The organism is Polycyclovorans algicola TG408, from assembly GCF_000711245.1.
GTDB classification, from domain to species: Bacteria; Pseudomonadota; Gammaproteobacteria; order Nevskiales; family Nevskiaceae; genus Polycyclovorans; species Polycyclovorans algicola.
The window spans coordinates 874,573-893,930 of the sequence record NZ_JOMH01000001.1; the positions used below are offsets into that span (position 1 = coordinate 874,573).

The window sequence follows — 19,358 nt, forward strand, 5'->3', positions numbered from 1 at the left end:
CATGGCAATGACTGGCGTGATGCGGCCGGGGCATGTGGCCCTGCGCGTGCTCGACATGGATGCAGCGATCAAGCACTACACCGAGGTGCTGGGCCTGAGCGAAACCGGGCGCGATAACCAAGAGCGTGTGTATCTGAAAGCCTGGGATGAGGCGGATCACCACAGCGTCGTGCTGCGTCAGGCGGACTCCGCGGGCATGGATTACATGGGCTGGAAAGTGGATTCCGAGGCCACGCTGGAGCGTTTGGCCGTGGAGCTCGAAGCTTCGCCGCTGGCCACCGAGACGAGCTGGATCGAGGCCGGCGAGCACCCGCGCTGCGGGCGGCGTTTCCGATTCACGGTACCTACCGGGCATGCGATGGAGTTGTACGCGCAGAAAGACATCGTCGGCTGCGCCACCGGCTATCAGAATCCTGATCCTTGGCCCGACGATCTGCGCGGCATGGCGCCCTCGCGCTTTGACCATTGCCTACTTTACGGCGATGACCTCGACGGCACCGTGAAGTTGTTCATCGACATCCTGGGATTCAATCTCACCGAGCAGATCGTCGCCGATGGCGGCAAGCTGCAGATTGCGGCATTTCTCGCCTGTTCCAACAAGGCCCATGATGTCGCCTTCATCCGCCAGCCGGTGAAGAACCGGCTACACCATGCGTCCTTCCAGCTCGGCAGCTGGAACGAGGTGTTGAGGGCGGCGGACATCATCTCCAAACGCAAGGTGCCGCTCGATCTGGGACCGACGCGCCATGGCATCACGCGCGGCGAAACGATTTATTTCTTCGATCCCAGTGGCAATCGCAACGAAGTGTTCTCGGGCGGCTACATCTGGTACCCGGACAAGCCGACCATCACCTGGACCGACGACCAACTGGGGCCGGCGATTTTCTACCACGACCGCAAGCTCAACGAGGCTTTCCTGTCGGTCTCGACCTGAGACCGCGGGCATTCCTCATTCCATCGAGAAAACTCATGAACAAGGCATCGGCAAACAGCAACCCGGAAGTGGGCAAGCGCATCAAGGCCAATGGCATCGACACCAACTATCACGATGTCGGCAGCGGCTTCCCCGTGTTGACGATCCATGGCTCCGGCCCTGGCGTGAGCGCCTGGGCCAACTGGCGCCTGGTGATTCCTGCGCTGTCCCAGGGGCGGCGGGTGATCGCGCCGGACATGGCAGGTTTCGGCTACACCGAGCGCCCGGCCGGGATCCAATACGGTCTCGACACCTGGGTGGCGCATGCGGTTGGATTGCTGGACGCGCTGGAGATCGAGCAAGCCGATCTGATCGGCAATTCCTTCGGCGGCGCCTTGTCTCTGGCCATCGCCGCACGCCATCCTAAGCGGGTTCGACGGCTGGTGCTGATGGGCAGCGCTGGCGTCGATTTCGAGCTGACGCCGGCGCTGGACGAGGTCTGGGGTTACACGCCGTCGTTCGAGAAGATGCGGCGCATGATGGACCTGTTCGCCTTCGACCGTTCCCTGGTCACAGACGATCTGGCGCGCATGCGTTACGAGGCGAGTCTCCAGCCCGGACTGCAGGAGGCGTATGCCGCAATGTTCCCGGCGCCGCGCCAGCGTTGCATCGAGGCGCTCTGCACCCCTGTGCATGACCTGCGCGCACTGCCGCACGAAACCCTGATCATCCACGGCCGCGAAGATCAGGTCATCCCCGTGAGCAACGCGGAAAAGCTCTTGCACTGGATCCACAACTCGCAACTGCATGTCTTCGGCAAGTGTGGACATTGGACTCAGATCGAGCACTCGGCACGGTTCGCACGCCTGGTCGGAGATTTTCTCGGTGAGGCCGGGTGATGCATCCAGTTGATCGGTGCGCATCAAGCTCTCTGTGCTGAAGCGTCCTTAATATCTGGAATTGGAGAGCCTAAATGAAGCACGAACGAGACGTCTCGCTACAAACTCTGCGCTGTGTTCTGGCTGCGCTTGCGCTGAGAGCAAGCCTCGCATCCGAGGCAGGCGGGGGCTACAACCTGCTGGGCTATGGGCCACTCGCGCACCAGGCCGGCGGCACGTCGATCGCGATGGGTTTAGACGGCTTTTCCGGTGCTTCAAACCCGGCCAAGCTCTCCTTCGTCAATGATCGGCTCGATCTGGATTTGCTGTTTTTTTCGCCGCGTCGCACGATCGAACGCACCGGCACCGGAACCCCGTTTGATTTTTCTTCAACCAGCAACAACACTCTGTTTCTATTGCCAGAAGCCGGCTACGCACGCAAGGTGGCTCAGAATTGGTCAGTGGGTGTCGCACTGTACGGAAACGGCGGTCTCAACACCGAGTTCCGTGACGATACGGGTATCCCCGAAACCAATGGTAATCCCGAGCGCTGTGGGGATGCAGCAGGAAATTTCCTGCTTGGATGCGGCAAACTCGGTTTCGATCTTGCTCAAATAATCGTGGCGCCCACGCTTTCCTGGCAGTACACCGAAGGGCAGAGCTTCGGTTTATCGGCGCTGATCGGGCACCAGCGGATCAAGGTCTACGGCTTCCAGGCTCTAGAGAATATATCGGCGCATCCTGAGGCCGTGAGTAATCGTGGCAACGATGACGCGTTCGGCGCCGGTGTCCGCTTGGGTTGGTTTGGACGTTTACTGCCTTGGCTGGACATTGGCGCTGCGTATTCTTCACGAATGTACTTTCAAAAATTTGATCGCTACCGAGGGCTTATCGCAGACGGTGGTGGTTTCGATATTCCTCAGAACATCGCCCTCGGTATCGCCATCCGCCCAGCGAGAGATTGGGAGGTGGGCCTCGATATCCAGCGGGTGTTCTGGGGTGACATTCGAGCGCTGAGTAACGGCGTACTCAATAGCTTGCAAGACCCTGAGAACAAACCGTTTGGAAGCAAGGACGGGAGTGGATTCAACTGGGTTGATCGGAACAGCTATCGGGCTGGTGCCTCCTACGCCGTCACGCCGCGGCTCACCCTTCGCGCCGGCGCCACCTACGGCAAACGCCCGGTGGCCGATTCAGACTCCAATTCTGTGACGCTTAATCTATTCGCACCCAATCCCGAATGGCAGGTCACTGCGGGGGGAACGTGGTCACGCGATACACGCAATCAGCTGCATTTGGCTGTTGGCTACTACGTGGAAAAAGAGTTCGGGGGAGCGTCCGCGACCGATGCCATCGGTCTTGGAGGTGTCGAAACCTCGAGGCCTTATGTCATCACCTTGATGTTGGGTTGGAGTCGCAAGTGGTAGTCCGCAATCCAGGGGCCAGCGTCAACAGCGTGTCGGCCATCGAAGGGCAAAACCGGCAGGTCAATCCGGCGCTGACCTACCGCTACCGGCCTTAGCGATTGCCGCTGCTGGTTGGTCGAGTGGAGCTGTCGCACAATAGGCCATGTCTCGAAAGCCGCCCGATGTCGATTCCGGCTTGATCGTCCTGGCGGATCTGCGCCGCCGCGGACGCCCACGCCGCGTTCGGCGTCGGCGTCCGGCGCTACCCGGCTGGGGCGCTCGCGCCCGGCTGCGGCGTGCCGTGCTGGCCCTGCTTGCCGCGGTGTTGCTGACGATCGTGCCGGTGCTGGTGTTGCGGTTTGTTCCCGCGTGGACGTCCAGTTTCATGGTCGGTTACCAGGTCGATCGTCTGGCCAATCCCGACCTCGCGGCGCTGCAACACCGCTGGGTGCCGTGGGAGGAGATCGCACCGGTCGCAGGCCTGGCGGTGATCGCGGCCGAGGATCAACGCTTTCCGGATCACTTCGGGCTTGATCTCGTGGCCATCAACAAGGCCCTGGAACACAACCGTGAGGGTGGCCGTACCCGCGGCGCCAGCACCATCAGCCAGCAGGTTGCCAAGAATCTGTTCCTTTGGCAGGGGCGCAGCTGGGTGCGCAAGGGCCTTGAGTTGGGCTACACCCTGTTGATCGAGATCCTGTGGTCCAAACAGCGCATCCTCGAGGTGTACCTTAACAGTGCCGAATTCGGCGAGGGCATCTACGGCGTGGAGGCGGCCGCCCGGTTCTACTTCGGCAAGCCCGCTGCCCGACTGAGTGAATACGAGGCGGCGTTGCTGGCGGCGGTGCTGCCCAGCCCGCGCCGGTATCGCGTGTCGCCGCCGTCACCGTATGTCAGTGAGCGTGCGGCATGGATACAGGGCCAGATGCGGCAGCTCGGGCAGGTGACCCTCGACCGCCTGTAAGGCCTTGGACTGCGACCTCTAATGTGCAACTTACAAGCGAGCTAGCCGGAATGTTGCATGCCGAGGGGTGATGGTTTAGGCTCTTGGCCAAACCAAGACAATCATCATCTGCGCGCACGCCATGAACGCGGACGCAGACCCCCGAGGAGCCTTCATGACCAAAATCCCCTGCGCCATCATTGGCCCTGGCAACATCGGCACCGACCTGCTCTACAAATTGCAGCGCTCCCCGCTGCTGGAGCCGGTGTGGATGATCGGCGTCGACCCGACCTCCGAAGGCTTGGCCCGCGCCCGTGAAATGGGCCTCAAGACCACCGACCAGGGCGTCGACGGCATGCTTGAGCATGTGAAGGCCGACGGCATCCAGATCGCTTTTGATGCCACCAGCGCTTACGTGCACAAGGCCAACTCCGACAAGTTGAACGCCCTCGGCGTGATGATGATTGACCTGACGCCGGCCGCCATCGGGCCTTACTGCGTGCCGCCGATCAATTTGAAAGAACACGCCGGCAAGCGCGAAATGAATGTGAACATGGTCACCTGCGGTGGCCAGGCGACCATTCCCATGGTCTACGCCGTGTCGCGGGTTCAGCGGGTCAAATACGCAGAGATCATTGCCACCGTCGCCAGCAAATCCGTCGGTCCCGGCACCCGTAAGAACATCGACGAATTCACCCGCACCACCGCGGGGGCCGTCGCCAAGATCGGCGGTGCCGACGAAGGCAAGGCCATCATCGTCATTAACCCGGCCGAGCCGCCAATGATCATGCGCGACACCGTGCACTGCCTCACCGTGGACGAGCCCGACCAGCAGGCCATCACCGAATCCGTGCACCGCATGCTGGCCGAGGTGCAGAAGTACGTGCCGGGCTATCGCTTGAAGAATGGGCCGGTGTTCGAGGGCAAGCGGGTCTCCGTGTTTCTCGAAGTCGAGGGCTTGGGCGACTACCTGCCGAAGTACGCCGGCAACCTCGACATCATGACCGCCTCGGCGGCACGGACTGCCGAACTGTTTGCCGAAGAAATCTTCGCGGGGCGGTTGAACCTCGAGGCGGCATAAAGACAACCGTTCCCTCTCCCGCAGGCGGGAGAGGGTTAGGGAGAGGGCGCTGGCGCCAGCCAGCGAGAAGCTCCGCACTGATGTGCGGCCCTCTCCCACCCCTGCGGGGAAAATTGCAGCCAAGGAGTATCGAGATGAGCCAAAACCTGAAGGGCATCCAGATCAAAGTGCACGACATGTCGCTGCGCGACGGCATGCACCCCAAGCGTCACCAGATCACGGTGGAGCAGATGAAAAACATCGCCCAGGGTCTGGACGAGGCAGGCTGTCCACTGATCGAAGTGACCCACGGTGACGGCCTCGGCGGCGCTTCGGTGAACTACGGCTTTGCCGCCGCCAGCGACGAGGAATACCTGCGCGCCGTCGTGCCGCTGATGAAAAACGCCAAGATTTCGGCACTGCTGCTGCCGGGTATTGGCACCGTGGACCATCTGCGCATGGCGGCCGACTGCGGCGTCACCACCATTCGTGTGGCCACGCACTGCACCGAAGCGGATGTGTCCGAGCAGCACATCAATCTGGGCCGCGAGATGGGTTTGGACACCGTGGGCTTTCTGATGATGGCGCACATGATCGCGCCTGAAAAACTCGTCGAGCAGGCGTTGTTGATGGAGTCCTACGGCGCCAACTGCCTGTACATCACTGACTCGGCGGGCTACATGCTGCCGGACGATGTCACCGCCCGCGTCGCGCTGCTGCGCGACAAGGCCAAGCCCGAAACCGAGATTGGCTTTCATGGCCATCACAACCTCGCCATGGGCGTTGCCAATTCTGTGGCCGCCGTGGCGGCAGGCGCACGCCGCATCGACTGTGCCTGCGGCGGCATGGGCGCAGGCGCGGGCAACACGCCCATGGAAGTGTTCGTGGCCGTGTGCAATCGCATGGGCATCGAAACCGGTGTGGACGTGTTCAAGATCTCCGATGTCGCCGAAGACCGGGTCACCCCGATTCTCGACTTCCCGGTTCGCATTGATCGCAACTCGCTGACCTTGGGTTATGCCGGTGTGTACTCGTCATTCCTGCTGTTCGCCAAGCGGGCTGAAGCCAAATACGGCGTGTCGGCCCGCGACATTCTTGTGGAAATGGGGCGGCGCAAGACCGTGGGTGGTCAGGAAGACATGATTGAAGATGTGGCACTTGATCTTGCCCGCGCCAAAGCTTGAGCCGTCCGCCGTATTTCCGGATTGAGGAGTCCGCATGACATCGAGTGAAGTCCTGGCCTTTGCCGCCGCCCGCGATCTGCTGATCACCCATCGGCTGGATTACGCCAAGGCGATGGCCGAGTTCCGCTGGCCGGTGCTGCCCGAGTTCAACTGGGCGCTGGATCACTTTGATGCGCTCGCCAAGGGCAATCAGCGCGCCGCACTGCGCATCGTGGACGAGTCCGGCGCCGAGCTCAGCCGCAGTTTTGAGGACCTGCGTGTCGCCTCCAACCGCGCGGCCAATTTCCTGCGCGAGCAGGGCATCCGCCGCGGCGACCGACTGCTGGTGATGCTGCCCAACCGCGTCGAGTTGTGGGAGCTGATGCTGGCGGCGATGAAGATTGGTGCGGTGCTCAGCCCCGCCACCACGCTGCTGTCCGAGGCCGACCTGCGCGATCGCATCACGCGCGGCCAGATGCGCGGCGTCATCGTCGATACCGATTACGTCGAGCGCTTTGCCGGCCTCGCCGATGACTGTATCCGCATCCAGGTCAATGGTGAGCAGTCCGGCTGGACGGACTATGCCGGCTCGGTCGCGTCGTCCGAGCGTTTCCAGCCCGACGGCATGACGCCGTCCAGCGACCCCTGCGTGCTGTATTTCACCTCGGGCACCACCTCGAAGCCGAAGATGGTGTTGCACACCCACTACAGCTACCCGGTGGGGCATTTGTCGACCCTGTACTGGCTGGGGCTGCAGCCCGACGACGTGCACCTCAACATCAGCTCGCCCGGCTGGGCCAAGCACGCGTGGAGCTGCTTTTTCGCGCCATGGACGGTGGGCGCCACCATCTTCATCTACAACCAGGGCCGCTTCGACGCGGCAAAGACCCTGGACACGCTGGTGCGCTGCGGCGTGACCACGCTCTGCGCGCCGCCGACCGCGTGGCGTTCGCTGATTCTGCAAAACCTGTCGCAATATCCGGTCAAGCTGCGTGAGCTGGTCAGCGCCGGTGAGCCACTCAACCCCGAGGTGATCGAGCGCGTGAAAGCCGCCTGGGGCCTGACCATCCGCGAGGGCTATGGCCAGACCGAATCGACCGCCATGCTCGGCAACCCGCCGGGCCAGCCGCTGCGCTACGGCTCCATGGGCCGCCCCCTGCCGGGCTACGCGCTGGACTTGCTCGATACCGACGGCCAGTCCGCCGACGAGGGCGAGGTGTCGGTGCGGCTCAACCCGCGCCCGGCCGGGGTGATGGCCGGGTATGTCGGCGATGCCGAGAAAACCCGCATGGCGCTGGGCGGGAGTCATTACGGCACTGGCGATGTTGCCTCACGCGATGCCGACGGGTTTTTCTGGTTCGTAGGTCGCACCGATGACGTGTTCAAGTCCAGCGACTACCGCATCTCGCCGTTCGAGCTGGAAAGCGCGCTGATGGAATGCGACCTGGTCGCCGAGTCGGCAGTGGTTGAAAGCCCTGACGCCAAGCGCCTCTGCGTGCCCAAGGCCTGCGTGATTCTCAAACCCGGCGTGGCGGCCAGTGCCGACACGGCGCGCAGCATTCTGAAGTTCACCCGCGAGCGCTTGGCGCCGTATCAGAAGATTCGTGTGATCGAGTTCTGCGAGGAGTTGCCCAAGACCGTCTCCGGCAAGATTCGTCGTACCGACTTGCGCGCGGCTGAAGCCGCCCAGCGGGCCAGCGGCGCGCGCGGTACGCAGGAATTTTTTGAAACCGATTTCACCGACAGTTGATCGCGGGACAACAGACGCTCGGCCCAAACGGCTTGCTGAGCGAAACCGATTAGAGAGGAGAGGCTGATGAACCAACCGACCATGAACGAGCAACCCATCGTCTGGCACGAAGCCGACAATCACCGCTTCAAGGTGAACCGCAGCGGCTTCACCGACCCGGCGATTTTCGAGCAGGAATACGAGAAGATTTTCGCCAAGTGCTGGCTCTATGTCGGCCACGACTCCGAGCTGGTCAAGCCCGGCGATTTCGTGACCCGCATCATCGCCAAGCGCAACATCCTGTTCACCCGCGACAAACAGAACAAGGTCAACGCGCTGTTCAACACCTGTCCGCACCGCGGTGCGCAGGTCTGCCGCGAGGCCAAGGGCAACGCCAAGAGCTTTCAGTGCTTCTATCACGGCTGGGTGTTCGGCAACGACGGCGCGCTGAAGAGCCAGCCGGGCAGCGAGTGCTACCCCGAAGACTTCAATGCCGACGGCGCCGCCAACCTGGTGCCGGTGCCACGGCTCGACGTGTATCGCGGCTTCTGGTTCATCTGCTTCGATCCCAATGTGGAGTCGCTCAGCGACTATCTGGCCGGTGCCAAGGAGTGGATCGACATCATTGCCGACCAGTCCGAGGTCGGCATGTCGCTGGTCGGCGGCACGCAGGAGTACCAGATTCGCGCCAACTGGAAGCTGCTGACCGAGAATTCCATCGACGGCTACCACGCGATGAACACCCACGCGACCTACGTCGACTACCTGAAAAACATGCAGGGCAGCATGAGTCCGGTGCCGTTTGACGGCACCGGCTACGACCTTGGCAATGGCCACGCGGTGATCGAGTACAAGGCGCCGTGGGGCCGCCCGGTGGCGCAGTGGATTCCGCTCTGGGGCGAAGAGGGCAAGGTCGAGCTGAACAAGGTCAAGGCCCGTCTGGTCGAGCGCTTCGGCGAGGAACGTGCCGACCGCATCGCCACGCTCAATCGCAACATGTTCATCTTCCCGAATCTGGTGATCAACGACATCATGGCGATCACCATCCGCACCTATTTCCCCACTGCGCCGGACGCCATGCAGATCTCCGCGTGGGCGTTGGCGCCGGAGGATGAAAGCCCCTGGGCGCGCAAGTTCCGCCTGTCGAACTTCCTCGAATTTCTTGGCCCCGGCGGCTTCGCAACGCCGGATGACGTCGAGGCGTTGGAGCAGTGCCAGCGCGGCTACAACGCGATGAAGGAAGCGCCATGGAACGACATCTCCAAGGGCATGATCAAGGAGAAGGTCAACTACGACGACGAGCTGCAGATGCGCGTGTTCTGGAGCGAGTGGCAACGCCGCACCGGCGCCCGCGTGCCGACCCAGGGAGGTGTGTAATGAACATCGACACCGTGACCCGCGAGCAGGTCGAAGACTTCATGTTCCTCGAGGCCGAGATGCTCGACGAATGGCGCCTCAAGGAATGGCTGGACCTGTTCACCGCCGATGGCTGCTACTACGTGCCGACCACCGATTCGGCGCCCAATGCGTCGCCGGATGACTCGCTGTTTTACGTTGCCGATGACCGTTTCCGGCTGGAACAGCGCGTTGAGCGTTTGCTCAAGCGCACCGCGCACGCCGAGTTTCCGCGCTCCAAAACCCGTCATCTGGTCAGCAACGTGCGCATCCGTGGCCGCAAGGATGACGAGCTGGACGTGGGCGCCGCCGTGCTGACGTATCGCACCAAGATGGGCCTCACCGAAACCTATATCGGCAGCTATCGCTACCGCATCGCGGTCACGCCCGACGGCCTGCGCATCCGCGAGAAGCGCTGCGTGCTCGACATGGATGGCTTAAAGCCGAACGGTCGCATCAGCATCATTCTTTGAAACATGGTCATGAACCTACTGCGCTCGGCATTTGGGCCTTCTGCGCTGCTCGGAAGCCTCATTGATTTACACATCAACTCCGGTTCCTGCGCTGCTCGAAGGCCCAAATGCCTTCGCTCGCTACGGTTCCTGACCATGTTTGGAGCGATTCGATGAACATCCCCTTCCGCTACCGCCGCCTCGGCTATGTGGCGCTCAACGTCACCGACCTTGCGCGCAGCACTGACTATTACCGCGACCTGGTCGGCTTGACGGTCAGCGAATCCAGCGACGCCTTCGCCGCGCTGCGCTGCTCGCGTGACCATCACAACGTGTTGCTGTATCCGGCGGGCGAGCCCGGCCTCAAGCGCATCGGCTTCGAGCTGGAAAGTGCCGCCGATCTGGCCGCCGCGCAGCAGCATGTCGAGGCGCTGGGGCTGGTAATCGAGCCCGTCTCGGCCGAGGAGCTTAAGGCCCTGCGCACGGTGGCGGCCTTCCGCTTCCGCCTGCCGGACTCGGGCATCTGCTTCGAGTTCTTCGTGCAGATGATGCAGATGGCCAAGGCCTACACGCCCACTGTGAGCAAGATCGAACGGCTGGGTCACGTGGTGATCAACGTGCAGGACTTCGACGGTGCGCTGGGGTGGCTCACCGACAAACTGGGTTTCAAGGTCTCGGACTTCGTGCCCGGCTTTGCGGCGTTTCTACGGGCCTATCCAAACCCGCTGCACCACTCGCTGGCGATTTTGGCGGGTGCCGACAACCACCTGAACCACGTCAATTTTATGGTCACCGATGTCGATGATGTCGGTCGGGCGATGAACCGGATGAAGCAGAACGACGTCGAGATCGTGTTCGGGCCCGGGCGCCACCAGCCCTCTGAAAGCATTTTCCTGTACTTCCTCGACCCGGACCGGATGACCGTGGAATACAGCTTCGGCATGGAAACCTTCCCCGAGCAGGGCGCACGTGAAGCGCGGCTGCTGGAGCCGGTGCCAGGCACGCTGGACAGTTGGGGCAGCGTGCCGACGCCCGCGTTTGGCAAGGTCGGCCAGATCGAACAGCGCCCCGAGCAGGCTGACGCATGAGGTTCGACGGCCGTGTGGCGGTGATCACCGGTGCCGGACGCGGCATCGGCTTGGCCGTCGCCGAGCGCTTTGCCCGCGAAGGTGCCCGGTTGGTGCTCGGTGATCTGGATGCCGCCACCGTTGAGGCGGCGGCTGCGCAGTTACGCAAGCAGGGGGCCGAGGTGGTGACGGTGGCGGGTGACCTGTCTGACCAGGCCGTCGCCGAGCGCACCATCGCTGCCGCCACCGAGCATTTCGGCACCGTCGACATCCTCGTCAACAACGCCGGCGGCGGCATTCTGCGGCCCTTCCTCGAGCACACGCCCGACACCTTGCGCGCCACGATTGATCGCAACCTGTGGACCTGCATCTGGTGCTGCTGGTTGGCGCTGCCGATCATGAAAGCCAGGGGCTACGGCCGGATCGTCAATCTGGGCGCCGACTCGGTGCGTAACGGTCTGTTCGACCACGCCGCCTACAACGCCGCCAAGGGCGGCATGCACGGCATGACCACCGGGCTGGCGCGCGAGTTTGCCCGTGACGGCATTACCGTCAACACCGTGGCGCCCTGTGTGGTGGCGACGCCGCAGCTGGAGGAGGTGGCGAAAGCCAATCCCGAGCTGGTGCGCAAGGTCACCGAGATCGTGCCCATGGGGCGCCCCGGCACCATGGCCGAGATCGCGTCGATGGTCACTTACCTGGCTACCGAGGAGGCGTCCTTTGTAACGGGTCAAGTCATCAGTGTGAACGGCGGCACCACCATGCTGTGAACCCATTCAAATTCTTTTAGCCATGACCCAGACCCATCCCCTGCTCGCGACCTCCGAACTGCTCGAAGGCGAGATCAAAAGTGCCACCCTGCCGGACGGCACCGTGGTGGCGCTCTATAACGTCAACGGCACTTACTACGTGACCGACGACACCTGCACCCACGAAGAAGCCTCGCTGTCGGACGAGGGCATGATCGACGGCGACCAGGTAGTCTGCGGCTGGCACTTCTGCGGCTTCGACATTGCCTCCGGCGCGGCCATGGCCTCGCCCTGCAGCGAGCCGCTGAAGACCTATGTCGTGTCGGTCATCGACGACGTGGTTCATGTCGCGCTCTGAGCTGATCACTGGCGCCCTGGGGTCGGTTCTCCCGGGGGTCGCCAAAAAACGCGTGCCGTCGCGGCCCAAACGCCGAACACAGGCCGAGCGCTCCGACGCCACCCAGCTCAAGGTCATCGAAGCCGCGGCCGCAGTGCTGCGCCGCAAGGGCTACGCGGGGTTTCGCACCGACGAGGTGGCGCGTGTCGCCAAGGTGTCGCGCGGTGCGCAGCAGCATCACTTTCCGACCAAGGACAGTCTGGTACTGGCCACCGCCGCGCACCTGTTGCGTGATGGCTTGGCGCGCGGCCAGGCGCGCGCCGCCAAGGCCCATGAAGCCGCAGACCCCATCGAAGCCATCATCGAAGACTGCATGGACTTCTTTTTGGGGCCCGACTTCAGCGTCATGCTCGACCTGGTCATGGCCGGCAGCAAGGACCGCGCGCTGCGCGACCAGATTTATGGCTACACCCGCGAAAGCCGCCTCGGCGTCGAACAGGCTTGGCTGGACGTGCTGGTCGCCCGCGGCCTGCCGCAGGACAAGGCCGAGAAGGTGCTGTGGCTGACCATCAGCGTGGTGCGCGGCCTGTCGGTACGCGCGCTGTGGCAGCACGACGACGCACTGTTCCGCAGTCTGCTCGACGAGTGGAAATTGATATTGGCTGGGCACCTTAAGTTGCTGGATGGCGGGGCCGGTAACCGGTCCTCCAAACGATGAAGAGGGTTGTGTAGTGGTTGCGGTTTACGCCCCTCGCCCGCTTGCGGGAGAGGGGCAAACGTATACGTTTGCGGGGAGAGGGCGGCGCCCGAAGGGGCCGGGGGTTTTGGCGAAGTCCTCCGCGCCTGCGGCGCGCCCTCTCCCCACCACCCGCTTTGCGGGTGGTTCCCCCCTCTCCCGCAAGCGGGCGAGGGGACCAAGTCTCGCTACGCGAGCATCACATTAATGGAGAGAAAACGATGAGTCTCTGGCTCGACATGGTGGGCACCGAAATCCGTTATGTGGACACCCCCACTTACGGCCGCATCCGCATCGCCGAAGCCGGCCCCAAGGGTGCGCCGGTGATCCTGTTTCAGCACGGTATTGGTGGTCACCTTGAGGCGTACTGCAAAAACCTGATGCCGCTGTCGGACCAGTTTCACTGCATTGCTTTCGACTACGTCGGCCACGCGCTGTCCAACCGCAAGGCGATGGACTACAGCCCCAAAGTGCTGGCCGACCAGGTGCGCGAACTGATGGATGTGCTGGGCATCGACAAGGCCCATCTGTCGGGCGAATCCCTCGGCGGCTGGGTGTCGGGCTTCTTCGCGCTGCAGTTTCCCGAGCGGGTCAACAAGCTGATGCTCAACACCGGCGCCGGCATCCCCATCGTTAGCGAGAAAGGCCGCGCCGACATGGCCGACCTGATGGAGCGCTCCAAGAAGGCCGCCGGGGTGGCGCCAACCTACGAGATCGTCAAGCACCGCATCGAGTGGCTGATTCACCCCGACAACCACCATCTGGTCACCGACGAGTTGGTGAACCTGCGCCTGCATTACTACCTGATGCCCGAAGGCCTTGAGGTGACGCCGCGCGTCAACCGCATGCTGGCCCACCACGATGATTACTTGCTGCCGCTGGAACAGATCACGCAGAAGACGATGATGTTGTGGACGCGCAACAACCCGATTCACGACCTTGAATGTGCCGAGGCGGCGGCGAAGCGTCTGCCCAACGCCACGCTCTACGTGATGGAAGCCGACGGCGCGCACTGGCCGCAGTACGAGGCGCCGGACGAGTTCAACCGCGTCGCTCGCGACTTCTTTTCATGAGTGCCGTCGAGACTGCCGCCGCCCGTTTGCTGGCGGCACACGACAGTGGCCAGGCCTGCGCGCCGGTGCGCGACCTGATTGCCCTCGACGACGTGGCCAGCGCTTACGCCGTGCAGGAGCACAACACGCGCATCTGGCTGGATCAGGGGCGGCGTCTGGTAGGCCGCAAGATCGGCCTCACCTCGCAGGCGGTGCAGAAGCAGCTGGGCGTTGATCAGCCCGACTTCGGCATGCTGTTCGCCGATATGGCGGTGTGCGATGACGAAGCCGTGGCGCTGGGCCGGGTCATTCAGCCCAAGGTGGAGGCCGAAGTGGCCTTTGTGCTCGAGCGTGACCTGACCATGGAGCAGGCCACCGTCGCCGACCTGATGCGCGCCATCGGCTATGCCGTCGCCGCCATCGAAATCGTCGGCAGCCGTGTCGCCAACTGGGACATTCGCCTGGTCGACACCGTGGCCGACAACGCCTCTAGCGGCCTGTTCGTGCTCGGCAACACGCCCTTTGGCCTGAACGGTCTGGACTTGCGCGACTGCACCATGCACATGACCCGCAATGGTGAGTCGGTGTCGTCCGGTGTTGGCCATGCCTGCCTTGGTCATCCGCTCAACGCCACCCTGTGGCTGGCGCGGAAAATGGTCGAAGTCGGCCGGCCCTTGCTGGCCGGTGACATCGTGCTCTCCGGTGCGCTCGGGCCGATGTCGGTGGTGTCACCGGGTGATCGGTTCGAGGCGCACATCGACGGTCTGGGGTCGGTGCGTGCTGCGTTTGCTGGCTGAGGCAGAACGTGTTGTGCGGCCGGGCACTTGAAGTGCCACCCAGGCGTTCCGGCAGTCCTCGCTTCCCCTCTCCCACTTGTGGGAGAGGGTGCCCCGAAGGGGTGGGAGAGGGCCGGCGTCAGCCGGTGCGAGGTTGGGTACCCGATTGGATTTCCGCGCTGCGCGCGCGCCTCTCCCGCAAGTAGGCGAGGGGAGTGACTTCGCCCCCCATCGAAACCGATAAGGCTTACCGAGCGCGCATCACGACACTAACGACCGCCGAACGCGGCGGCAGCCACCGCCGTGTTCATGAAGTCGCGAAAGTGCAGCCACTTGCCGTCCCGCAGGGTGATGACGTGGACGAAGTCCGACTCGATCTCGCCGCCGGTGCTGCGGGCGGTAAGCCGCAGATGCCCGGTGACGATGACCTTGTCGCGCTCGGCGATGAACTCCTCGGCATCGAACTGGTGAATGTCGACCGAGCTGAGCACCGTGTCGAAGAAGCGGGTCGCGCCAGATTTGCCTTCGTAATGACCGGCATAGGGAATGACCGACGGGCCGTAGAAGTCGATGACGATGTCGGGGTGCATCATCTCGACGATGGCGGGCACATCGCCGCGACCGAAGCGGACAAAGATTTCCTGGGTGGCTTCGACATTGTTCATGGGTTCAGTCCTTCAAGCGTGGCGGGCAGGTGGGTCACGCTGTGCTGCAGCAGGGTGGCCGTCTGCGGGGTGGGCGGCGTGCTGCCGCGGCGCAGAGCGGTGCAGCGGTCGAGCAGGCCTTCGATCAGGCAGGCTGTTTCGAGATTCGCCAGCGGCGCGCCGAGGCAATAGTGAATGCCGTGGCCGAAGCTGAGGTGCTGGCCTGAATTCTCGCGGTCGAGCCGGAAGCGGGCCGGGTCCGGGAAGGCGGCGGGATCATGGTTGGCGGCGGCGAAGAACAGCGCGATCCACTCGCCTTCGCGGATGGTCTTGCCGCCGATCTCGACATCGGTCAGAGCCTTGCGGAACAGGCGCTGCGGCGGGCCACTGAGGCGCAGGGTTTCGGCCTGGAACTTGCCGATCAGGCTGCGATCCTGCTGCAACTGGGCGAAGACCTCGGGGTGTTCCAGCAGCATGTTCAGACAATTGGCTGCGTAGTACATCGTGGTCTCGCTGCCGGCCACGACCAGGGTGAAACAGAAGCGCCAGACTTCATCGTGGGTCAGCTTTTCGCCGTCGGCCTCGGCGGTCAGCAACGCGTCAATCAGGTCGCCAGACGGCTCGGCGCCGGCATGCAAACGCGCGGCGCGCTCGGCGACGATGCCCTGGAAGTACCGCACCATGTCGATGTTGCTTTGGTTGCGTTCCTCCGGCGGCATGTCGGTGGACAACATGAAGGCGTTGGCCCAACGCTGGAATGGATCGGCCATGTCATTGGGCAGGCCCAGCAGCCGCACCATCAGGCGTGCCGGCAGCGGCGCGCACAGGGTCGAGACCAGATCGACTTCACCGCCCGGCAGCGCGTTGATCAAGTCGGCCACCACCTGCTCCACGTGCGGCCGCAGTTCGCGCACGCGCTTCATGGTGAAGGCCTGAATCACGATCTTGCGCAGGGCTGCGTGCTCGGGGTCGTCGTGGTTGACGAGCATCAGGCTGGGCGCGCCGGTGTCCTGCTGAAAGTTGGCGGACGAGAAGCGCACGTGGTCTTTCGATGCGGCGACCACATGGGCGTGCTGCAGCAAAGCCCAGGCCTTGAGCGGCGCGTCCTGCCCCGGCACCGTGCCGGGCGGCCAGTCGGCATATCCACTGACCGGCGATTGGGCGCGCAGGGCATCATAGGCCGGGTAGGGATTGGCGATGACGTTGGCGGTGGCCAAGTCCTGTGGTGGAAATTGTGTGCTCATGGTGTTCCTCCAGAACGTGACGGGACGAATGCCCGTTTATTATTGAAAATCAGAAATTATGTCCCGAAGACAAGATAGTCCTGCCGCCACGAAGCGGTCAAGTCGTGCCGCGCAAGCGGCGCAGGCTCCCGTCGTTTCGCAGGAGGCGAAAGATTTCGTCGAGCTCTTTTACCCGGTGCATTACAAGATCGGCATCGGCATTGAAGACGCCCTGCGCGGCGGGCGTTTGAGCCGTCATCAGGTCGCGATCCTCTGGTTGATTCGCAACGAGGGCGAGGGCGGACGCAGCCTGGCGCGCAAGGAGATCGAGCGCTCAATTACCCGCTGGTTTGAGATCGGCAACTCGGCGATCTCCAAGACCCTGCGGGTGATGGCGCGCCCCCCCTTCAAGTTGCTGGACGTGCGGGTGCACCCCGAGTCCGGCCGCGAGCGCGAGGTGGTGCTGACCGCGCGAGGCGTCACCGAGATCGATCAGATGGTGGTACGCGGACAGGCGTTCGTGCAGCTCATGGTGAACCACCTCAGCGTCCCGGAAGCCTTGGACGGCGTTCACTTTCTGACCCGGGTGAGCGACATCATCGACCGCGTGGCGCCGGCCATTCGTGAGGTCGGCGGGTCTGCGGGCAAGCCGCCCAGACGTGCCGCCGCAAGCGGTCGAAAAAAGGTCAGCGCCGAGTCGTGATGCCTGGCACTACAAGCCAGCCGCGACGCGTCAGGTTGGCGAGGACAGGTCGAGCGGTTGGTCGCTCAAACTCGCGATGGCCTGCTTGACCTTGCTCAGCCCGCGCGACATCGCATCGCGCTCTTCGGGCGTCAGGCCGGCGAAGATGTGATTGTTGAACTGCACCTCGAGCTGGGTCATCCGCTCAATCAGGGCCTGCGCCGGTTTGGCAAGGTAAACCCGCTTTGCACGGCGGTCGCTGGGGTCGGGATGGCGCACGATCCAGCCGGCTGATTCCAGGCTTTCAATCACGTCGCCGAGGCTGGCTTTGCCGACTTCGAGCACGTCGGCAAGCTGTGTCTGCATCATGCCGTCGTGGCGCGTCAGGTGCGCCAGCACCCACCACTGGGCGCGGGTGACGCCCAGCGGCTTCATGTGCTGGTCGTACGCGCTGCGACGCATGCGTGACACGTCATGCATCAGAAAGCTGAGGCGGATGCCGCTGCGTGCCAGGTCATCGGCGACGTGCGGCCCAACCTCAGGGCTTTTCGCGCCGCGGGTGAGCGACACGTCATGAGTGCCTCGGGCCTTTGCGATGGCCTTGACCACCTTCTCAACCGTCGCAATCTTGCGTTGCCGTGCCACATTATTCTCCGCTCGGTGAGGAACCCATCATGGCCTGCGAAGACCGCGAGTTAAGGGTGAGTTTCGATCGGATGATATCGTTATTTCTGTCAGAAACGTGCTTGCCGGGCCCGACGTGATATGCCTTCAGGCGGGAATGGACGAAAACGCAAGCCCATGAAGTGCTTGATCTTCCAATCGAACGAAGCGGCAGCAGCGACATAAATAATATGGTGCCTTATCATGGCATCGCGACTGTTTTGACCCATCACAACGACTGCAGGGCGGGGCGCACGACCTAGCAGCGAGCCTATTCAAGGAGATCAATGTAATGCCCGTCGTCGACAAGAACCGGCCATCCCCCGAATGGATTGCCGAGTTGCGCAGGCGCTTTCCCGTCGAGCGCGAGATCGACCGCATTCTCACCCGCAAGCTGACGCTTCGATCCGGCCCCGGATTCGAACCGCAAACGCTGGAGCCGCTGGTCGCATCCGTCACCCGTCTGATCACCCACAACATCGGTGACAACTTCAAGATATCGGGGGCCAAGTGGCTGTCGGGTGGTGCGTCGAAATTGCAGATGTCATTTCGGCTGGACTGGGACCGCCCCGGCGTTGGTCGCGAGCAAACCCGCATGGTGCTGCGCATGGAGCCGGCGGCGTCCATCGTCGAGACCAGCCGTCTGCGCGAGTTTCAGCTCATCAAGGCGCTCGACGGCACGGTGGCGGTGCCGCCGGTGTTCTGGTGCGACGCCGATGCCGAGTTCTTGCCCTACCCGGCGCTGATCTACGGGTTTGCCGAGGGCGTTGCTAAGCCCAGCCAGTCGGGCGACAAGGTGTCGGGCCTGGGGACCTTCATCCCGCCAGATTTGCGCGCCAAGCTGGCGCCGCAGTTCGTGGCCGACCTCGCCAAGATTCACACCTTTGATTTTTCCAAGGCCGATCTCAGTGCCTTTGACGTGCCGCAACCGGGGCCGGAGTGCGCCGAGTGGGGCATCAACTGGTGGGAGCGCGTCTGGGAAGAAGACTGCGACGAAGACTCGCCGCTCATGCGCCTTTGCGCCGGATGGCTGCGCCGCAACAAGCCGTCGCTGGATCGGCCGGTGATCGTCCACGCCGACTACCGCTCGGGCAACTTCCTGTTCAACGAAAGCGACGGTCGCATCACCGCATGGTTGGACTGGGAGCTGGGCCGCATCGGCGACCGGCATCAGGACCTTGCATGGACCACCAGCCATGCGTTCGGCCACTACGACACCGACGGCAAGACCTTCCTGGTCTGCGGCATGCAACCTGAGTCAGCCTTCTTCGAAGACTACGAAAAGGCCTCGGGGCTGAGCGTGGACCCAAAGTCGGTGCACTGGCACAAGGTCTACAACGATTTCATGATGGTGACGCTGGTGCTGGCCACCGGCTACCGCGTTGCCCGCGGCGGCAAGACCCACCAGGACGTGCTCGTCACCTGGTTGATGGGCATCGGTGCGCTCTTGCAGGAAGAAATGCGCGGTCTCATCGAGAAAGGAGCCTGAC

Annotated in this window: 20 protein-coding genes; 17 read left to right on the plus strand and 3 right to left on the minus strand. The window is 63.2% G+C overall.

What is annotated here, in order from left to right; translation table 11 throughout:
• The first annotated feature begins 1 nt into the window (after position 1).
• The 15 genes from U741_RS0104215 to mhpD all read left to right on the plus strand — a co-directional run bounded on the left by U741_RS0104215 (position 2) and on the right by mhpD (position 14,677).
• A complete protein-coding gene (locus U741_RS0104215) occupies positions 2 to 934 on the plus strand; it encodes a catechol 2,3-dioxygenase (RefSeq protein WP_029889243.1) in 933 nt (310 codons plus the stop codon).
• Between the two features lie 35 nt (positions 935 to 969).
• Positions 970 to 1,812: an alpha/beta fold hydrolase gene (locus U741_RS0104220; RefSeq protein ID WP_029889244.1), complete on the plus strand. Its 843-nt coding sequence runs from the start codon at positions 970 to 972 to the stop codon at positions 1,810 to 1,812.
• Between the two features lie 74 nt (positions 1,813 to 1,886).
• On the plus strand, positions 1,887 to 3,218 hold the full coding sequence (locus tag U741_RS0104225; protein WP_052378482.1) for an OmpP1/FadL family transporter: 1,332 nt from the start codon (positions 1,887 to 1,889) through the stop codon (positions 3,216 to 3,218).
• Positions 3,219 to 3,360: 142 nt separating this feature from the next.
• Positions 3,361 to 4,161, plus strand: coding sequence for a monofunctional biosynthetic peptidoglycan transglycosylase (gene mtgA / locus U741_RS0104235; protein WP_084154647.1), 801 nt, complete (start codon positions 3,361 to 3,363; stop codon positions 4,159 to 4,161).
• Positions 4,162 to 4,315: 154 nt separating this feature from the next.
• Positions 4,316 to 5,221 (plus strand): acetaldehyde dehydrogenase (acetylating), encoded by a 906-nt coding sequence (locus U741_RS0104240; protein ID WP_029889247.1) that lies wholly within the window; start codon positions 4,316 to 4,318, stop codon positions 5,219 to 5,221.
• A gap of 134 nt (positions 5,222 to 5,355) precedes the next feature.
• The gene (gene dmpG / locus U741_RS0104245; RefSeq protein WP_029889248.1) at positions 5,356 to 6,384 is read left to right on the plus strand and encodes a 4-hydroxy-2-oxovalerate aldolase; all 1,029 of its coding nucleotides are present in this window, start codon (positions 5,356 to 5,358) and stop codon (positions 6,382 to 6,384) included.
• A 34-nt stretch (positions 6,385 to 6,418) separates the two neighbouring features.
• Positions 6,419 to 8,113, plus strand: a complete 1,695-nt coding sequence (locus U741_RS0104250; RefSeq protein WP_029889249.1) for an AMP-binding protein — start codon at positions 6,419 to 6,421, stop codon at positions 8,111 to 8,113.
• 66 nt (positions 8,114 to 8,179) lie between these two features.
• A complete protein-coding gene (locus U741_RS0104255; RefSeq protein ID WP_052378483.1) occupies positions 8,180 to 9,469 on the plus strand; it encodes an aromatic ring-hydroxylating oxygenase subunit alpha in 1,290 nt (429 codons plus the stop codon).
• Entirely contained in the window at positions 9,469 to 9,960 is a 492-nt protein-coding gene (locus U741_RS0104260) for an aromatic-ring-hydroxylating dioxygenase subunit beta (RefSeq protein ID WP_029889251.1), read from the plus strand. The genes U741_RS0104255 and U741_RS0104260 overlap by 1 nt, the downstream gene beginning before the upstream one ends.
• A gap of 152 nt (positions 9,961 to 10,112) precedes the next feature.
• Positions 10,113 to 11,027 (plus strand): VOC family protein, encoded by a 915-nt coding sequence (locus tag U741_RS0104265; protein WP_029889252.1) that lies wholly within the window; start codon positions 10,113 to 10,115, stop codon positions 11,025 to 11,027.
• Complete coding sequence (locus tag U741_RS0104270) at positions 11,024 to 11,776, plus strand: SDR family NAD(P)-dependent oxidoreductase (RefSeq protein WP_029889253.1); 753 nt, start codon at positions 11,024 to 11,026, stop codon at positions 11,774 to 11,776. The genes U741_RS0104265 and U741_RS0104270 overlap by 4 nt, the downstream gene beginning before the upstream one ends.
• A 22-nt stretch (positions 11,777 to 11,798) precedes the next feature.
• Positions 11,799 to 12,113 (plus strand): Rieske (2Fe-2S) protein, encoded by a 315-nt coding sequence (locus tag U741_RS0104275; RefSeq protein WP_029889254.1) that lies wholly within the window; start codon positions 11,799 to 11,801, stop codon positions 12,111 to 12,113.
• The gene (locus U741_RS0104280; protein WP_052378484.1) at positions 12,100 to 12,810 is read left to right on the plus strand and encodes a TetR/AcrR family transcriptional regulator; all 711 of its coding nucleotides are present in this window, start codon (positions 12,100 to 12,102) and stop codon (positions 12,808 to 12,810) included. Before U741_RS0104275 ends, U741_RS0104280 begins: the two co-directional genes overlap by 14 nt.
• Before the next feature lie 239 nt (positions 12,811 to 13,049).
• A complete protein-coding gene (locus tag U741_RS0104285) occupies positions 13,050 to 13,901 on the plus strand; it encodes an alpha/beta fold hydrolase (RefSeq protein ID WP_029889256.1) in 852 nt (283 codons plus the stop codon).
• Positions 13,898 to 14,677, plus strand: coding sequence for a 2-keto-4-pentenoate hydratase (gene mhpD, locus U741_RS0104290; protein ID WP_029889257.1), 780 nt, complete (start codon positions 13,898 to 13,900; stop codon positions 14,675 to 14,677). Before U741_RS0104285 ends, mhpD begins: the two co-directional genes overlap by 4 nt.
• A gap of 248 nt (positions 14,678 to 14,925) precedes the next feature.
• Here mhpD and U741_RS0104295 read toward each other — a convergent pair whose 3' ends face one another.
• Both U741_RS0104295 and U741_RS0104300 read right to left on the minus strand, forming a co-directional pair.
• A complete protein-coding gene (locus tag U741_RS0104295; RefSeq protein WP_029889258.1) occupies positions 14,926 to 15,321 on the minus strand; it encodes a nuclear transport factor 2 family protein in 396 nt (131 codons plus the stop codon).
• A complete protein-coding gene (locus U741_RS0104300) occupies positions 15,318 to 16,544 on the minus strand; it encodes a cytochrome P450 (protein ID WP_052378485.1) in 1,227 nt (408 codons plus the stop codon). The genes U741_RS0104295 and U741_RS0104300 overlap by 4 nt, the downstream gene beginning before the upstream one ends.
• Positions 16,545 to 16,719: 175 nt before the next feature.
• On the opposite strand from U741_RS0104300, the gene U741_RS0104305 reads away from it, so the two are divergent.
• Positions 16,720 to 17,226 carry a winged helix DNA-binding protein gene (locus U741_RS0104305; RefSeq protein WP_029889260.1) on the plus strand — a complete coding sequence of 169 codons (507 nt, stop codon included), beginning with the start codon at positions 16,720 to 16,722 and terminating at the stop codon, positions 17,224 to 17,226.
• A gap of 30 nt (positions 17,227 to 17,256) precedes the next feature.
• Here U741_RS0104305 and U741_RS0104310 read toward each other — a convergent pair whose 3' ends face one another.
• Positions 17,257 to 17,850, minus strand: a complete 594-nt coding sequence (locus U741_RS0104310; RefSeq protein ID WP_052378486.1) for a MarR family winged helix-turn-helix transcriptional regulator — start codon at positions 17,848 to 17,850, stop codon at positions 17,257 to 17,259.
• A gap of 310 nt (positions 17,851 to 18,160) precedes the next feature.
• Between U741_RS0104310 and U741_RS0104315 the strand changes: the two genes are divergently transcribed.
• The gene (locus U741_RS0104315) at positions 18,161 to 19,357 is read left to right on the plus strand and encodes a phosphotransferase family protein (RefSeq protein ID WP_029889262.1); all 1,197 of its coding nucleotides are present in this window, start codon (positions 18,161 to 18,163) and stop codon (positions 19,355 to 19,357) included.
• Position 19,358: the final 1 nt, after the last annotated feature.

Bases quoted from the DNA above. Each gene is read 5' to 3' on its own strand.
- U741_RS0104215 (WP_029889243.1), top strand. From the start codon at position 2: ATGGCAATGACTGGCGTGATGCGGCCGGGGCATGTGGCCCTGCGCGTG.
- U741_RS0104220 (WP_029889244.1), top strand. From the start codon at position 970: ATGAACAAGGCATCGGCAAACAGCAACCCGGAAGTGGGCAAGCGCATC.
- U741_RS0104225 (WP_052378482.1), top strand. From the start codon at position 1,887: ATGAAGCACGAACGAGACGTCTCGCTACAAACTCTGCGCTGTGTTCTG.
- mtgA (WP_084154647.1), top strand. From the start codon at position 3,361: ATGTCTCGAAAGCCGCCCGATGTCGATTCCGGCTTGATCGTCCTGGCG.
- U741_RS0104240 (WP_029889247.1), top strand. From the start codon at position 4,316: ATGACCAAAATCCCCTGCGCCATCATTGGCCCTGGCAACATCGGCACC.
- dmpG (WP_029889248.1), top strand. From the start codon at position 5,356: ATGAGCCAAAACCTGAAGGGCATCCAGATCAAAGTGCACGACATGTCG.
- U741_RS0104250 (WP_029889249.1), top strand. From the start codon at position 6,419: ATGACATCGAGTGAAGTCCTGGCCTTTGCCGCCGCCCGCGATCTGCTG.
- U741_RS0104255 (WP_052378483.1), top strand. From the start codon at position 8,180: ATGAACCAACCGACCATGAACGAGCAACCCATCGTCTGGCACGAAGCC.
- U741_RS0104260 (WP_029889251.1), top strand. From the start codon at position 9,469: ATGAACATCGACACCGTGACCCGCGAGCAGGTCGAAGACTTCATGTTC.
- U741_RS0104265 (WP_029889252.1), top strand. From the start codon at position 10,113: ATGAACATCCCCTTCCGCTACCGCCGCCTCGGCTATGTGGCGCTCAAC.
- U741_RS0104270 (WP_029889253.1), top strand. From the start codon at position 11,024: ATGAGGTTCGACGGCCGTGTGGCGGTGATCACCGGTGCCGGACGCGGC.
- U741_RS0104275 (WP_029889254.1), top strand. From the start codon at position 11,799: ATGACCCAGACCCATCCCCTGCTCGCGACCTCCGAACTGCTCGAAGGC.
- U741_RS0104280 (WP_052378484.1), top strand. From the start codon at position 12,100: ATGTCGCGCTCTGAGCTGATCACTGGCGCCCTGGGGTCGGTTCTCCCG.
- U741_RS0104285 (WP_029889256.1), top strand. From the start codon at position 13,050: ATGAGTCTCTGGCTCGACATGGTGGGCACCGAAATCCGTTATGTGGAC.
- mhpD (WP_029889257.1), top strand. From the start codon at position 13,898: ATGAGTGCCGTCGAGACTGCCGCCGCCCGTTTGCTGGCGGCACACGAC.
- U741_RS0104295 (WP_029889258.1), bottom strand. From the start codon at position 15,321: ATGAACAATGTCGAAGCCACCCAGGAAATCTTTGTCCGCTTCGGTCGC.
- U741_RS0104300 (WP_052378485.1), bottom strand. From the start codon at position 16,544: ATGAGCACACAATTTCCACCACAGGACTTGGCCACCGCCAACGTCATC.
- U741_RS0104315 (WP_029889262.1), top strand. From the start codon at position 18,161: ATGCCCGTCGTCGACAAGAACCGGCCATCCCCCGAATGGATTGCCGAG.